Source organism: Ferrimonas sp. YFM (assembly GCF_030296015.1).
Lineage (GTDB): Bacteria > Pseudomonadota > Gammaproteobacteria > Enterobacterales > Shewanellaceae > Ferrimonas.
This window is the reverse complement of record NZ_AP027368.1, coordinates 2,002,234-2,016,866: the sequence shown is the minus strand read 5'-3', so window position 1 is coordinate 2,016,866 and position 14,633 is coordinate 2,002,234. Positions and strand designations below refer to the sequence as shown.

16 protein-coding genes are annotated in these 14,633 nt (G+C 58.2%); 3 read left to right on the top strand and 13 right to left on the bottom strand.

The window, feature by feature from the left end:
- Positions 1-63: 63 nt before the first annotated feature.
- From QUE41_RS09370 to QUE41_RS09350, 5 genes are all read right to left on the bottom strand, one after another.
- Positions 64-648, bottom strand: a complete 585-nt coding sequence (locus tag QUE41_RS09370; protein WP_286342611.1) for a hypothetical protein — start codon at positions 646-648, stop codon at positions 64-66.
- 74 nt (positions 649-722) lie between these two features.
- A complete protein-coding gene (locus tag QUE41_RS09365) occupies positions 723-869 on the bottom strand; it encodes a hypothetical protein (protein ID WP_286342610.1) in 147 nt (48 codons plus the stop codon).
- A complete protein-coding gene (locus tag QUE41_RS09360) occupies positions 826-2,103 on the bottom strand; it encodes an FMN-binding protein (RefSeq protein WP_286342609.1) in 1,278 nt (425 codons plus the stop codon). The genes QUE41_RS09365 and QUE41_RS09360 overlap by 44 nt, the downstream gene beginning before the upstream one ends.
- Before the next feature lie 53 nt (positions 2,104-2,156).
- Positions 2,157-2,435 carry a VcrB family reductive dehalogenase putative membrane anchor gene (locus tag QUE41_RS09355; RefSeq protein ID WP_286342608.1) on the bottom strand — a complete coding sequence of 93 codons (279 nt, stop codon included), beginning with the start codon at positions 2,433-2,435 and terminating at the stop codon, positions 2,157-2,159.
- A 12-nt stretch (positions 2,436-2,447) separates the two neighbouring features.
- Positions 2,448-3,896: a reductive dehalogenase gene (locus QUE41_RS09350; protein ID WP_286342607.1), complete on the bottom strand. Its 1,449-nt coding sequence runs from the start codon at positions 3,894-3,896 to the stop codon at positions 2,448-2,450.
- Between the two features lie 478 nt (positions 3,897-4,374).
- On the opposite strand from QUE41_RS09350, the gene QUE41_RS09345 reads away from it, so the two are divergent.
- Positions 4,375-5,310 (top strand): SphA family protein, encoded by a 936-nt coding sequence (locus QUE41_RS09345; protein ID WP_286342606.1) that lies wholly within the window; start codon positions 4,375-4,377, stop codon positions 5,308-5,310.
- Between the two features lie 49 nt (positions 5,311-5,359).
- Here the strand turns inward: QUE41_RS09345 and QUE41_RS09340 are convergent, their stop codons facing one another.
- The 8 genes from QUE41_RS09340 to QUE41_RS09305 form a co-directional block, all read right to left on the bottom strand.
- Positions 5,360-6,256: a LysR family transcriptional regulator gene (locus QUE41_RS09340; RefSeq protein ID WP_286342605.1), complete on the bottom strand. Its 897-nt coding sequence runs from the start codon at positions 6,254-6,256 to the stop codon at positions 5,360-5,362.
- Positions 6,257-6,462: 206 nt separating this feature from the next.
- Positions 6,463-6,645 (bottom strand): hypothetical protein, encoded by a 183-nt coding sequence (locus QUE41_RS09335; protein WP_286342604.1) that lies wholly within the window; start codon positions 6,643-6,645, stop codon positions 6,463-6,465.
- 78 nt (positions 6,646-6,723) lie between these two features.
- The gene (locus QUE41_RS09330) at positions 6,724-8,106 is read right to left on the bottom strand and encodes a DEAD/DEAH box helicase (protein ID WP_286342930.1); all 1,383 of its coding nucleotides are present in this window, start codon (positions 8,104-8,106) and stop codon (positions 6,724-6,726) included.
- A gap of 100 nt (positions 8,107-8,206) precedes the next feature.
- A complete protein-coding gene (locus QUE41_RS09325; protein WP_286342603.1) occupies positions 8,207-8,746 on the bottom strand; it encodes a carboxymuconolactone decarboxylase family protein in 540 nt (179 codons plus the stop codon).
- Positions 8,747-8,851: 105 nt separating this feature from the next.
- Complete coding sequence (locus QUE41_RS09320) at positions 8,852-9,412, bottom strand: hypothetical protein (protein ID WP_286342602.1); 561 nt, start codon at positions 9,410-9,412, stop codon at positions 8,852-8,854.
- A 141-nt stretch (positions 9,413-9,553) separates the two neighbouring features.
- Entirely contained in the window at positions 9,554-9,826 is a 273-nt protein-coding gene (locus tag QUE41_RS09315; RefSeq protein WP_286342601.1) for a hypothetical protein, read from the bottom strand.
- Positions 9,827-10,162: 336 nt separating this feature from the next.
- A complete protein-coding gene (locus QUE41_RS09310) occupies positions 10,163-11,386 on the bottom strand; it encodes an NAD(P)/FAD-dependent oxidoreductase (RefSeq protein WP_286342600.1) in 1,224 nt (407 codons plus the stop codon).
- 2 nt (positions 11,387-11,388) lie between these two features.
- A complete protein-coding gene (locus QUE41_RS09305) occupies positions 11,389-12,414 on the bottom strand; it encodes a proline racemase family protein (protein WP_286342599.1) in 1,026 nt (341 codons plus the stop codon).
- A 230-nt stretch (positions 12,415-12,644) separates the two neighbouring features.
- Here QUE41_RS09305 and QUE41_RS09300 point away from each other — a divergent pair, with 230 nt between their 5' ends.
- Together QUE41_RS09300 and QUE41_RS09295 are read left to right on the top strand one after the other, a co-directional pair.
- Positions 12,645-13,559 carry a dihydrodipicolinate synthase family protein gene (locus QUE41_RS09300; protein WP_286342598.1) on the top strand — a complete coding sequence of 305 codons (915 nt, stop codon included), beginning with the start codon at positions 12,645-12,647 and terminating at the stop codon, positions 13,557-13,559.
- Between the two features lie 10 nt (positions 13,560-13,569).
- A complete protein-coding gene (locus tag QUE41_RS09295) occupies positions 13,570-14,571 on the top strand; it encodes a 4-hydroxyproline epimerase (protein WP_286342597.1) in 1,002 nt (333 codons plus the stop codon).
- Positions 14,572-14,633: the final 62 nt, after the last annotated feature.

Sequence of the window (14,633 nt, the reverse complement as noted above, 5' to 3'; positions counted from 1 at the left end):
CCCGACGTGGTAATCGATGCCTCTGGGCGTCAGGTTCAGCTGATCAGACAGCTGGGCCCGCCCCTACCCCAGGGCGAGCCCCTTGAGGATCAGCGCAGAAACCGGGTTGACGATGTTGTAATCGACCAGAGGGTTGAGCCTGCTGGCGTAGGCATCCTCAATATCTTCAAATACCTGCTCCAGCCTGGCTTCGATCCACGCCTGGCGCGATTGCAGCATCTCCACCTGTGCCTGCTGCTCGACCATCAGGGTGAAGCGGCCACACAACTGCTCCGCATCGCGACAAGGAAAAGAGAGCGTCACCAGTGCAGCCAGCCCGTTTTTCTTCATCTGCCGCTGAACCGCGGCCGGTAACAGACTCTCCGGCCATACATAGACCCTCTGCTGAAACAGACCAAACAAGCCCTGACCGTCGGCGGCCAGGCAGTTGGACTTTCTGAGCCACAACGACATGGCCTGATCGCTGGATGCATAGAGCTGCCGGCGCTTGGCGAAACTCTTCAGATGCGCCTGCCGCCCTTTCAACCGGGCGCGCCACTGCTCAGGGGAGCAGATGTCGTAGCAGAAGCAGAGTTCGGCCACGCCCAGGTCCGTACAGGCTCGTTTCAGCAGGGCGCGCAGCTCCAACGCAAGATCATTTCGAGGCATGGATTTATCTTCCTACAGTTAGGCTCCCTCCCTGGAGCCGCCGGCCAATCTACCGGGCTGGATGAAACAGCAAATCAGAGGCGTGACGCTTGCTGCCAGAATGACAGCAGGATCACCACCAGGGTCAGTACAAACATCGCGGTGGTGCCCCACTGCTCCGCCGGACGGGCCGGTTGCTCACGCCTTGGGGTGGCGTTTTTCCGCGGTGATGGGGTTGCCATGGCCGGGCCTCCTGTGAATGGGTCGAGGTTGAGACAGATCGGTTGCCGGGATACGACCGCCCTTTTTGAATCGGGCCAGTGCTCTGGCGCGGGCTTCCAGGCTGTAGTTGAGAAAACGTCCCAGGGGACACAGCAGCCGGCACCAGAAGTCGCTGACCAGAAAGGCGCCGAACAAACTCAGCGGCAGTATGTACCACTGCACCCCAAGGCCATCTAAGGAGAACAGCATGGAGAAGGGTTCGTAAGAGCCAATAGCCGGCGTCCTGGACAGAAAAATCAGCATCAAGGATGCCCACAGCAGGGTGTTGGTCACCTGCTTGAGCCGAGACTTCAGCCAGGGGTGCAGCTGCAGATTGAGTCCACTCAAGCGGTGCAGCCAGCGCTGTATCTGATGGAAGGGACACAATTGACTGCAGTAGAGGTTGCGCCCCATAAACAGGATCGCCCCCAGGGCACCGGTTAGCATGATGTACCACAGCAAATGCTGCTGAGGCGACGGGATGTAACCGAGCAACAGTGAGCCCACCAGCGCCATGGAGAGGGCCGAGTTGAGCCAGTAGCCGATGAGCACCACTGACGCCACACCCAGCACCTGATTGAATCTGGCCTGATGCTGCCTTGGTACCCGTTTGTGCATAAAGGCCGCCGCAAACAACAGAAACGCCGCCAGCTCTTTAACGCCCAGCACCAGTTGTGGCTCTTGCCAGTCGGCAGGCAAATTAAATTGATCGGTGGCCCCATGGGTGCCGTCTCGCACCGCTGTGGTCAACCCTCTGGAGGTCAGAGTGGCCCCACTTAAGGCATCGATGTCCTGCCCCAGCAGGAAGTCATCATTGACCCTCTTTCCGGCAAACTGTCGGTAGTACTGACTTTCATCAAAACGGGCCACATAACCCGGGGTCTCTTTATGCTGCAGCAGTTTCGCTTCGACCACCCGCCCCTGTTCATTGATGCGGCTTGCCACCAGCATAGGACCACCATAGCCCTGGGACTCATTGATGCTCACCAGAAAGTGCTCACCTTTGAGCAACATCTGGTACTGGTTTGGCGTCTGTTCTTGGGTGGAAATCACCCCTTTGGGATAAGCGGCCTGCAGCAAGGAGGTGTAATCCGGCTGCTGCCAGATAAGCCCAACAACAAAGGCCGCCGCCAGAGAGGTCCAGGCGACAAGGCGCAGCCAGAGCATTGCCCCCGTGCGTCCCCGGGCGGATGGATTGGATTTGGATCTTGACATGGAACTCCTCAGAGAAGGTCCCCGCCGGGCGGGGACACTGAAACTCAGGCGGCTCAGGAACGTTTGCCGGGTTGAATCAGATGGCGCCAGCTCAGGGCGGCAGCCACCAGAGTAGAGAGGCCGAAACAGATCAGTCCCATGGCGCCGGACTGGGGTTCACCCTCGGCGAAGGAGCCCCAGGACCAGCCCACACACAGCCAGGCCAGGACAAAGGTGCAAAACAGGGCCAGGTTGGCACCGCTGCCCAGACGGTAGCGACGACGCAGGGCTGCGTAACCCCAGATCGCTCCGGTGGTGGCCATGCCCATCAGGTACCACATTAATCCCATCATAGGTTCGTCTCCTTAAACAAAATCGCCACTAAAACCACTCTTCCAGAACTTACGCACCGCCTCTTCGTCGTTGACGTTGCCGTAGCCGAACAGGATGTCCGCCTTGGTCATCAGTCCATGGACGGTGCCGCCGGTAAAGGTGTTGGAGGCGTCAATCAACCTGTGGTGCCAGAAGTCGGGTTTGTTCCAAGGACAGGCGGCGATGCAGGCACCACAGTCGCCGCCGTTGTCGGCCCAGAACTTCAGGCACTTCTTCGGATCGCTGTAGAACTTGCGTACGCCGGTATTGACGTCCCAGGTGTAGAGAGGATCTTCACTGCCCGGGTAGGTCGGTGCCATGGAGGGTTTATCATCCATGCAGATGGCGCCGGAGGGGCAGGCTTCGCCGCAACGCTTGCAGTTCTCACAGAACTCCTGAATGCCGTAGGTGCGCGGCTTGTCGTAGGCCGGCTCATCCAGCTCCAGATCGGTGTACACCTTACAGATGCGAATTCTCGGCCCCAGGTTGGGTGCCACCATGGCGCCATTGCGAGAGCCCTCCCCCAGACCGGCGGCGATGCCGTAGGCCACCGAATTGCCCAAATCGTTGGTGGCGCCGACCGCCTGAAAGCCCAGACGACGAATGAATTTGGCCATCTGACCGGCCAGCATGGCGATGTTGCTGTACCCCTGCGCAGCGGTAGCGGACTGGGGAATGGCCGGCGCCGTGGACACCGCTTCGTAATCCATGGGCACAATCATCACAATCACGCTCTTGGGCTCGAACGGGAAGTCCTCCTCCCAGGTCAGGGTCTTCTCGGTCAAGGCGTGGTAGAGAGGGTTGTAGTCCCAGCGACGATCACGGCGACAGATCCCCACCCTAGCGGCACCAAAGGTTCTGGCGGCGGTCTTGATGGCGGAGATCTTCTCCACCGAATCCTTAAAGGGGTACTGGTGCTCATGGACGTCCGACTGGTCCCAGGTCAGGACACCCTGGCCCGGCACACCGGCCTGTACCAGGGGCGCCAGAGACATGGAGCCATGCCAGCACGCTTCCTCCAGGGCGAAGTCCAGCTGGGTGTAACCCACCTTGTCGTTGTCATAACGCTCGGCGCCATGCAGGAAGGTCATGAACGCTTCGCCCATGTGCATGGGCTTCTCGCCAGGTTGTACCGGCCCCAGGCTCTCAATGCCAAAATTGAGGTTTCGCTCCGGGTGCTCCGCCTGCAACTTCTTGCTCAGTGCATAGGTCTGGTTGACGTTACGCTGGTCCATGGGTTTAAAATCGGCGCTAATCTCATTGGGGAACTCCTGATGGACGATGCCATCCATGCGGTTTTTCACCCAGGCCCCGGCGCCCGCCACCACACCAACACCGGCCACGGTACCGGCACTGAGCTTCAGCAGTTGGCGGCGACGTGCGTCGACGCCCTGCGTAACCTCATCTGATTGTTCAACACTTTGGTTATCTTTCTGACTCATAGTTTTACCTTCTTTCTCAGAGTTTCCTGAAGCAGATAAAGCCGCTTATTTAAATAAATTCTAAATTTGAGCCGCGGAATAAGATATACCAACGAATAGAATATGGGTTTGCAAAAATCGCAACCACGAAATGAAATTCAATTTGCCCCTTCACAAATTTTGCCAATTGACCACAGAGATCACACTTTTGACCTCGCTTCGAACAATACACTCACCTAAGGCGCCCAAATAATTTGATCGCATTCATGGTGACATCACCTTAGTTTTTAAGAACTAAGTTTATGCCACAAGCACTCGTCATTGACCCTGTCCAAAAGTTATTTATAGTCGTCTTCACCACTCATCTGCCGATACAAATTAGGCAAGGTGGTGCCAATTATATGGTTAACCTAAATAAGCCTTAGTAAAAAACAGTTAGCCACAATGAAAACGACCGTTGATGAAACCGATTAATTCCCTCAGCCGGAATTAATAAATAATGGATCTTAATATGACTACCCAAAAACAGATTCAAGCAACAACTCTAGTACTCGGGTTGGTTATTTCTGCCTCCTCATACGCCGCAACCTCAGGTTCGCACTACCCTCTCGGGGGAGAGGGAGTCAAAGCCGCCTCGGCGCCGCCTCCGGGCATTCACTACCGCTTATACAACACCTGGTATCAGGCCGATACCCTCAACGACAATCAAGGCAATGACTCAGGTGCTAAGTTCGATCTGGACGTGTACGCCCAGGTTCACCGCTTTATCTATGTCAGTGATTACAAGATTCTCGGTGCGGACTGGGCGTTCAATGTGCTGGTGCCAATGAAAGACACCTCCATCTCCATTCAGCCTGCCGGCATCCAAGACAGTCAATCTTTCGCACTGGGAGACGTGGTGCTGGAGCCCTTTGCCCTGTTTTGGCATGGCGAGCGCTATGATGCGGCCGCCGCTTTGGCGGTTATTGCCCCTACCGGAGACTACGATGCCCATAAGGCGGCCTCACCTGGACTGGGTTACTGGTCAGGCATGCTGAGTCTGGGGGGCACCTATTATCTGGATAAACAACGCTCCTGGTCTGTCAGCGCATTGAGCCGCACCCTAGTTAATTCAGAGCAGGATGAAACCGATATTGAACCTGGCGAAGAGTTTATTCTGGAAGGGGGAATAGGCAAAGAATTCAACGTTAATCATACCTGGCTGGTTCAACCTGGAATTAGTTATTGCGCCTATTGGCAACTGAGTGACGACAGCAAAGATGGACCCGGCGTCGTCGCAAATCATAAAAAACGCACATTGGGCTTGGGGGCCGAACTGAATGTCTTCTATCTGCCTTGGAAGCTTCAGGCCAACTTAAGGTACGTAAACGAGTTTGAAGCCAAAAATACGCCAAAAGGCGAAAGCCTGGTATTCACTCTCACCAAGTCCTTCTAAAATATTAAATCTCTGTGGCGTCATCAAGACGCCACTGTCAGCCTCAATATCAAACGATGTCTTTCATACCCTCTTTAAAAAACTCCAAGACAATCCTTACCCTCTGAGGCATATAGTGCCGGTTGGAATATAACCCCCAAGTGGTGATTGGCGTGCCATATTGTCCGTCAAATAATACCTGAAGCTTCCCGGCTTCTAATTCTTCCTGGCACATACAGGGTGCAACCCAGGCAACACCCAGGCCATCGACGGCGGCGGAGATACACAACTCGTTGATCTCTGAGTCGAGAGGACCGTCGACATCAAGGCTGTGTATCCTGCCCTGTTCGCTCCAAAGCCAACGGGTTGCGGGTTGCGCCCCTTTGGCACTGAGCAGGCAAGGATAATGCACTAGCTGTCTTGGGTGAACCAGTTCGGGGTGTTCGGCAATCCACCCTGGGCTGGCCACAAAGTTTCGCTGAATCACCGCCAGCTTCTGAGCGACCATGGCGCAATCCGGCGGTGTATGGTGACCAACAAAGAACACCAGATCCGCCTGCACCTCCATAGGGTTCTGCCGGCTCTGATAGGAGATGAACTTCAGCTGCAGGCCAGGAAATTGCTCGTGGAACTGCTTCATCGCCGGACGGCAGACACGATTGATGAAATCCAGGGGGGCAGCCACCACGATGGCGCCCTCGGGGTTTCCCTGCAATTTGCCCACTCCGAGCTTGAGCTCCTCCATCTCCGACAGCACCCGCTTGCAACTGTGCAACACCTGTTCTCCGGCTTCGGTCAGTTCAAACCCCTTGGCGGAACGCTCGAACAGCTTGGTATTGAGCTGCTGTTCGATGATGGCAAGGCGCCTGCTGATCTTGGAGGGAGGAATGCCCAATACCCGGGCAGCCTCACTCTGGCTGCCATACTCTACGACCGTATTGAATAACTCGAGATCATCAATCTTCATGGTTTCCCCCTGATAGCAGGCAGATGATGATCCATTCAGTGGGCAGAGTCAGTGATCCACGCCCTAATTTGATCGGCACTGGCGCCACCTCAAACCGGGCTGGGGTATCAAAGATCCCAACTGCAGAAATGACTCGCAGATATCACAGTTTCTTCGGTTCAATCTAAGAGTGTTGAGAGGTCGGCAATCGACCGCCTTTCGGGCGGTCAACGCTCAGATTTGAGGATATCTTTGTTGCTGTGGGTGCCCGGGTGTGGTTCAGACTCTGTGCCTGCCTCCCGGTCCCACTTCTCATGCAGGGCTTCAATCAGCTTTCGATTCTGCTCGGCGAAGTAGATGTCCTCCGCCGCCTTGGCCCTGAGCCTCATGCACTCCACAAAGTCCGCCATGTTCGCCCCTCGTCATCTTCGAAGCCTACCTTTAAGGGTAGTCCAAAGAGGGGGCTGACATGGCGAACCCGGGTCCTATCAGGCGTTACCCTGCGGCTTGCGACGACGACGGCGTGGCTTGGGCGCCGCCTTGGCACCGTCCCCACCCTGAGGGCGTTGACCACCTGGACGACCACCCTGGGGCTTGCGACGTGGTGCGCGCTTAGCCTCCGGCTTGGCTTCCCCTTCCTGGCGAGTTTCGTCACCCTCGGACATCGGCTGGGGCTTCTTCGGTTTCTTGGGCTTTTTCTTCTTGGGCGGACGGATGGGCTTGGAGTCCGCCAGCGCATTGTGGGGTTCATGCCCCTCCAACACTTCCCGGTCCAGGTGGCGCTGAATCAGCTGTTCAATGGCCACCAGTTGCTCATGCTCATCCTGACAAACCAGAGAGATGGCATGACCGCTGGCGCCGGCACGGCCGGTACGGCCGATGCGGTGTACGTAATCCTCCGCCACCTGGGGCAGATCGAAGTTCACCACCTGAGGCAACTGATCGATGTCCAGGCCGCGAGCGGCGATGTCGGTGGCCACCAGTACCCGGATGGCGCCGGATTTGAAGTCCGCCAGTGCCCGGGTGCGCGCTCCCTGGCTCTTGTTGCCATGGATGGCCGCGGCGCTGATCTTAAACTCTTCCAGGTAACGGGTCAGGCGATTGGCGCCGTGCTTGGTGCGGGTAAACACCAGCACCTGTTGCCAGTTGCCCTTGCCAATCAGCTCGGCCAGGGCCAGAGGCTTGCGCTTCTTGTCCACCGGGTGCACCACCTGCTCCACGGTTTTGGCGGCGGCGTTGCGTGGGGTGACCGAAATCTCCACCGGGTTGTGCACCAGGCCTTTGGCCAGGTCACGAATCTCATCAGAGAAGGTGGCGGAGAACAGCAGGTTCTGGCGCTTGGCGGGCAACAAGGCCAGAATCTTCTTGATGTCTCTGATAAAGCCCATGTCCAGCATGCGGTCCGCTTCATCCAGAACCAGCACCTCCAGCTGATCAAAACGCACCGCATTCTGCTGATAGAGGTCCAGCAAGCGACCCGGAGTCGCCACCAGCATATCGACGCCGCGGCTCAGTGCCTTCATCTGGGGATTGATGGACACACCACCAAAAACCACGGTGGAGCGCAAAGGGGTATTCTTTCCGTAATTGTCGACGCTCTCCTGCACCTGGGCCGCCAGCTCACGGGTGGGGGTCAGCACCAGGGCTCGGCACTTGTTGCCGCGCACTCTCTGGCCGCCAAGCAGGCGTTCCAGAATGGGCAGGGTAAAGCCGGCAGTCTTACCGGTTCCGGTCTGGGCGGCGGCCATCACATCCTGGCCCTCGAGCACGGCGGGGATCGCCTGAGCTTGAATGGGAGAAGGAGTCTCGTAGCCAAGGTCTTCAATGGCGTCCAGGAGGGGCTGGGAGAGGCCCAGATCGGTAAACTGCATCGGCATCTTCTGTATGAGTCGGCTCACCCCTGTGGTGGCCGGGGTGCGCAGTGTACCTGAAAGCGGTTGGGTCGCCACCCTTTTTTCATGCTGCGCATGGCTAACTGTAGGGTTTAAATGCCTCATCCAGGGGCGTGCGGGCCAAGTGGTTGGTGTAGTTGCTCATCACTTTCTGGCCGATGGCCAGCACCATATCCAACAGATTCGCCTTGCTAAACCCGGCACTGAGAAAAGCCTGAAGCTGAGCATCGCTGAGCCGGCCTCGCTCCCGGACCAGGGCCAGGGTGGTGTCCCTGAGCAGCTGCAGTCTGGGATCATCCAGTGGCGCACCGACCTTCAAAGCATCGATCAGCCCCGCGTCTACCCCCATCCCATGCGCAATGGCGGTGTGGGCCGGCAAGCAGTAGTGGCACTCATGGAAGCCGTTGATGGTCTGCCAGACAATGGTGCGCTCCACATCATTGAAACTGGACTCACAGAACAGCTGGTGTGTCATCTTATAGGCCTGCAACAGCTGCGGTGACTCCGCCATCACCCCATGCAAATTGGGAATCATGCCAAAGTCCCTGCGAGAGTCCGCCAGCAGCGGTTTGCTCTTGCTGGGGGCATCGCTATCGGAGTAAAGAGTAAAATTGAGCATCGCACCTCCCATACAGGTGTCGGAGCACCAATGAGAATTCATTGGGGTGGCCGCTCCCTTGTCGGGAAGGGTCAACCCCTCCCCAGAGCGGCCACCCTGGCTGAGTCAGTAAAGGTCGATAACAAAGAGGCAGTCAAACGCGATGGGATCGCCTGGCTCTCCTGCGAAACTGGTCATATCCACCATGCCTGACAACCTGACGGTTCCCATGGCCCCGGCAAAGCGGCCACTGCCCCAAAGGATGGCATTCCCGGTTCCTGCCGCTCCTGTAACGTGAGTGATCGCCTGCCCGGAGGGTGTCATGGTCGGATGAAGGACAGGCTGAACCGAGGTATTGCCCCGTGTAACCAGGGTACCTTGAGGAAGATGAAAGTAGGTGGTTCCCACCAGGGCCACCCCGGTTCCCACCGGAGTCACATGCGACAGACAATCTGTTGCAGTGCCGATGTGACGACGGTTGTGGGCATCCATTAGCTGCACATCAAAGCAGATGGCGTCATCTTCCATGCCATCACCGTCAATATCCGGAACCGTACTCTGATACATATCACCGGACCCCACCAGGTTCAGCACCAGATGGTTGCCGGCGCCCTGATCTTTGGCCAGAGCCGGCAACGTCGCCATACCGAGCAACGCAGCAACAACCGCATAGAGAGAATGTTTCATGGATTTGCTCCTTGAGTTGCGAGTCCAGATAAGGACCGACAAGGAAAGTAGGTGTACCGCAACAAGTGAGACTAGGTCACAGAGGCAAAAGTGACCACGGAAAGTTGTAATAGAAGACTTCAGTGCCAGCGATTAGAGGCGCTAGCAGTCGTCAGCTGATCCTCCCCCCACCTGAATCTTCTCCCGGGGGCAATCGGTCCAGAGAAATACCGCATGACCATCGGCACCAACGAAGCGATATCCTCGCAGGGCCTGGGTACAAATGCCCTCCGAGTCGCACTGCTCTTTCAGAACAGGCGCCATCTCATCCGGGCTGAGCACTCCGGTACAAAGCCAGGGACCACCGGCGATACAAAGGCGTTCCTGTCCCAGGCAGAGCAACTGATCAATATCGGGGGGAGCTAAAAGATTCATGACCGGCCCCAATCTCTAAAGAAACCGAAGCAGACAGAGTAAGAAAGGCAAACTTGCCCAGGCATGGCAGCGATACAGGCTTCTGACACGAGACGCTCCTTGTCCAATCAGAACTCACTTGTGAGGATAGCACCCTGTTCATGCTAACGCCCGAGGTTAAGTAGAATTAATTAGGGAATTTGAGCAAGAGAAAGTGGATTCGGGATCTGACGCTGCCCCGGAAGCGAACTGGATAAAACGGGTGTCCCCAAAATATCGCCATGACGGGAATGACGGCGGGTCGTCCACCAACAATGAAAAGGCCCGCAATCAGGCGGACCTGGTACTTGGCTCCCATCAGCAGAAGCGGTCGATGCGGTAGGGAGCGAGATCCACGTCTGGAGGGCGGCCTGACATCAATGACGCCATCAAACGGGCACTGGTGGCCGCCTGGGTCAGCCCCAGGTGCTGATGACCAAAGCTGAAATACACTCTGGGAGAACAGGAGGCGGAAAGCACCGGCAAGGAATCCGGTAAAGAGGGGCGAAATCCCATCCAGGGCTCTCCCGGTTGCCCGTTCATCTCGGGCAACAGTGCCTTGGCGTGGGGCAGCAATATCTGGGCACGCTTCGGATTCATGGGGGCCTGGAGCCCGGCGAACTCCACGGTGCCCGCCAGCCGGGTTCCCTGGGCCATGGGAGTGACGATGAATTTTCGTTCGGCACTGGAAACCGGGCGAGTGAGCCCACTGTCGGCCTGAACCATCAGGTGGTAGCCCCGCTCGGTATCCAGGGGCACGGAATGGCCAAGCTGAGCGGCCAGGGGCCGGGACCAGGCACCGGCACAGACCACCACCTTGTCCGCCTGCAACCGCCCTCCCCCCTTAAGAGTGACCACGCCACTGGCATCGAGGGACTGGGCCTCCCCCTGGACAAAGTTCACCTCGCTCTGCTTAAGGGCGGCCACCAGCGCCTGACAGATGGCGAAGGGGTCGACGCTGTGGCCGGTGTCCGGGAACAGCAGCCCACCGGTCAGTGAGGAGGATAACGCCGGCTCCAGCGCCTGAAGCTGCTTGGCATCCAATCTCTCTACCCGAACCCCCGCCTGACGAAAACCGGCGGCCATCTGCTGCTGCTCTGCCAGTCCGGTAGACTCAAACACCAGCAGGCTGCCACGCTCACTCATCAGCGACTGTGCGCCGATGGAGGCCAGCAGGGTGCGCCAGTCCGCCACCGCCCGCTCGTTGATGGCACTCAAAGCATGCTGATTGCGGCGACGACGACCGGGCGTCATGTTGACCAAAAACCTCAGCATCCAGGGCAGCGCTTTGGGCAGGTACCTTAACCGGATTCGAAACGGTCCCAGGGGATCGAGCAGCATTTTGGGAATTTGCGGCAACAGCGCAGGATCGGCCAAAGGAAACACCTGCTCGGTGGCAAAGTGACCGGCGTTGCCAAAGGAGGCGCCCCGGCCAGGCTCATCCCGCTCCAGCACGGTGACATCCGCTCCCTGGCTCTGCAGCTCCCAAGCCAGGCTCAGTCCGATGACACCCCCTCCGATAACCAGAATCGACTCACTCATGTTCACCTCAGGAAAAATCCCTGGCTGAAGGGATCGGAGGGCTCCAGCACGAACCGGTGGGAGCCGGTGATCCAGGCCCTGCCACTCACTCTGGGCAGCACCGACTGCTTGCCATGGAATGCCATCGATTCGGTGGCAGTGACCGTCATCCGCCCACCAACGATGCTCTCAATGGTCAGGCTTTGGCCCAGTTCCACCTCACCCTTGGCATGCAGCAGGGCAATGCGCCCCGCCACCCCGGTACCTGTGGGGCTGCGGTCCACCTCGCCGTCGGCAAAAACGCACACATGTTTGCTGTGGTGGCCGGGGGCACACTCGGATGAGGTGAAGATGGTGCCGTACAGAAAACCGAGATCCTCCTCCAGCGGATGGGTAAGGCTGTGGGCCGCCATCACCGCCTGCTTGATGGCCCTGCCGTGACGAATCAGGGCGGCGACATTGTCTGAGCTGCAGTCGATACCCAAGGCGTCGGCATCCACATAGGCGTAGTACGCGCCGCCAAAGCCGATGTCGTACTCCACCGGCCCCAACCCGGCCACGTCCACACAGCCGTTAAGGGACTCAGCCCAGGAGGGGACATTGAGGAAATCGGATTTGATCTCCCCCTGCTCCTGCCAGATCCTGGCACGGATCAGGCCGGCCGGGGCATCGATTCTGATCTCCCTGGGGGTTGGGCTGGCCTTGATGACGCCACACTTTGCCGCCACCTGGGTCACCGCCAGGATGGCGTGACCACACATGCTGGAGTAGCCTTCGTTATGGAGAAACAGCACGCCAAAATCCGCCCCCGGGGTCACAGGCTCGGTGATCAGGCAACCGTACATGTCCGCATGGCCCCTGGGCTCATGCATCAGCAGGGTGCGATACTGGTCCAGATGCTCGGTCAGATAGCGGCGCTTCTCCAACAGGGTCCGGCCAAATACAGGTGGGTAGCCACCGGTTATGATTCTCAGGGGCTCACCCTCGGTATGAGCATCCAGGGTGGTGATCCCCTCCAGGGCCAGCTCCTTAGGCACGTCAAACTTCATTCCCTTGCCTCCATCTCCTTATCAAAGGCTGCGCTTGCCGGCGTCGACTCCGGCGCAAAGAAGCAGCCCTCCATGATTAGCTTCATCAGCTATCTTCCACGATCCCTGCCGATTCGTTAACCTTAAAGTAACATAAATTTTGATATTGCATACAATATACATATCGGTCATGATGATTTCCAGGCTGATAACCGGCCCTGTGTATGGAAAACAATAAGGAAGGATTCCCCATGAAGGTAACCTGGAACGGCGTTTATCCGGCGATCTCCACCCAGTTTCACGACGATGGCAGCATCAACTTTGAGTCCAATGCCCGCATGCTCAACCAACTGATTGACGATGGCATCGACGGCATCATCGCCCTGGGCACGGTCGGCGAGAACTGCTCCCTGAGCCCAGAGGAGAAACGGGCCTTTCTCAAGCACACGGTGGCAGTGGCCGCCGGCCGCATACCGGTGATCAGCGGCTGCGCCGAAACCACCACGGAGTTTGCCAAGAGCTTCGTCAAAGATGCGGAAAAGCTTGGGGTGGACGGCATCATGCTGCTGCCCGGCATGGTGTATCGTGCCAACCGTGAGGAGACCCTGTATCACTATCAGCAGGTGTCCCGGGCCACCACCCTGCCCATCATGATCTACAACAACCCGGTGACCTATGGTGTGGATGTGGACCTGGAGATGACCCAGATACTGGCCCAGGAGGACAACATCGTCGCCATCAAGGAGTCCACCACAGACACCCGCCGCATCACCGAGCTTCATAACCAGTTTGACGATCGCTTCATTGTGTTCTGCGGCGTCGACGACATCGCCCTGGAGAGCCTGATGCTGGGCGCCACCGGCTGGATCTCCGGCTTGACCAACGTCTTTCCCAGAGAATCTGTGGCCATCATGAAACTGGCACGAGCCGGTCGCTATGACCAGGCCAGGGAGATCTGGCGCTGGTTCCTGCCCCTGTTACGGCTGGACACCGTGCCCCACCTGGTCCAATGCATCAAATTTGCCGAGCAGTTGGCGGGAAGAGGCAGCGAGAACGTACGGGCCCCCAGGCTGCCCCTCTCCGGCGCCGAGCGGCAACGGGTGACCAAGGTGTATGAAGACGCCATCGCCACCCGGCCTGATCTGAGTCAATTCAATCTGGACTGAGGAGGGCGTCATGTTAAAGGGAACCTTTGCCTGCATCGATGCCCACACCTGTGGCAATCCGGTGCGCCTGGTGACCAGCGGCCATCCGAATCTCAAGGGCAGCACCATGAGCGAGAAGCGCCAGGATTTCCTGGCGCACCATGACTGGATTCGCCGAGCACTGATGTTCGAGCCCAGGGGGCACGACATGATGTCCGGTGCCTTCCTCTATCCGCCCTGCTCCGACCAGGCCGATGCCGCCATCCTCTTTATCGAAACCTCTGGCTGCCTGCCCATGTGCGGTCACGGCACCATAGGCACGGTGACCGCCGCCCTGGAGGCGGGGCTGATCACGCCCAAAATCCCGGGGCAACTGATACTGGACGTGCCTGCCGGGCAGCTACAGGTGGCCTACCAACAAAGCGGCGGCAAGGTGGACTGGGTCCGGCTGACCAATGTTCCCAGCTACCTGGCCCACAGGGATATCGAACTGACGGTGCCGGGACTGGGCACCCTCACGGTGGATGTGGCCTACGGCGGCAACTACTATGTCATCGTCGAGCCCCAGAGCCGGTTTCCCGGGCTGCGTCACTGGCGCGCCGATGAGATCCTGCGTTGGAGTCCCCTGGTGCGTCAGGCCGCCCGGGACACACTGGAGTGCATCCACCCGCTGGACCCGACGGTGCAGGGGATCTCCCATGTGCTGTGGACCGGGGACCCACTCGATACAGACTCCGACGGCGCCAATGCGGTGTTCTATGGTGACAAGGCCATCGACCGCTCGCCCTGTGGCACAGGCACCAGCGCCCGTATGGCCCAGCGCCACGCCAAAGGACTGCTGGCCACCGGGGAGCAATATGTGCATGAGTCCATCATCGGCAGTCAGTTTATCGGACGGGTGGAAGCCACCACCGAAGTGGGCCCCTACCCCGCCATCCTGCCCTCCATTCAAGGCTGGGCCAGGGTAACCGGCCACAACACCATTACCGTGGACGACGAAGACCCCTACGCCTTCGGCTTTCAGGTTACGTAGGGCGTGTTGACCTTTGCTGAGCATTTTTGCGCTAGTGTCAAAAAAACATGTCACTAAAGCGC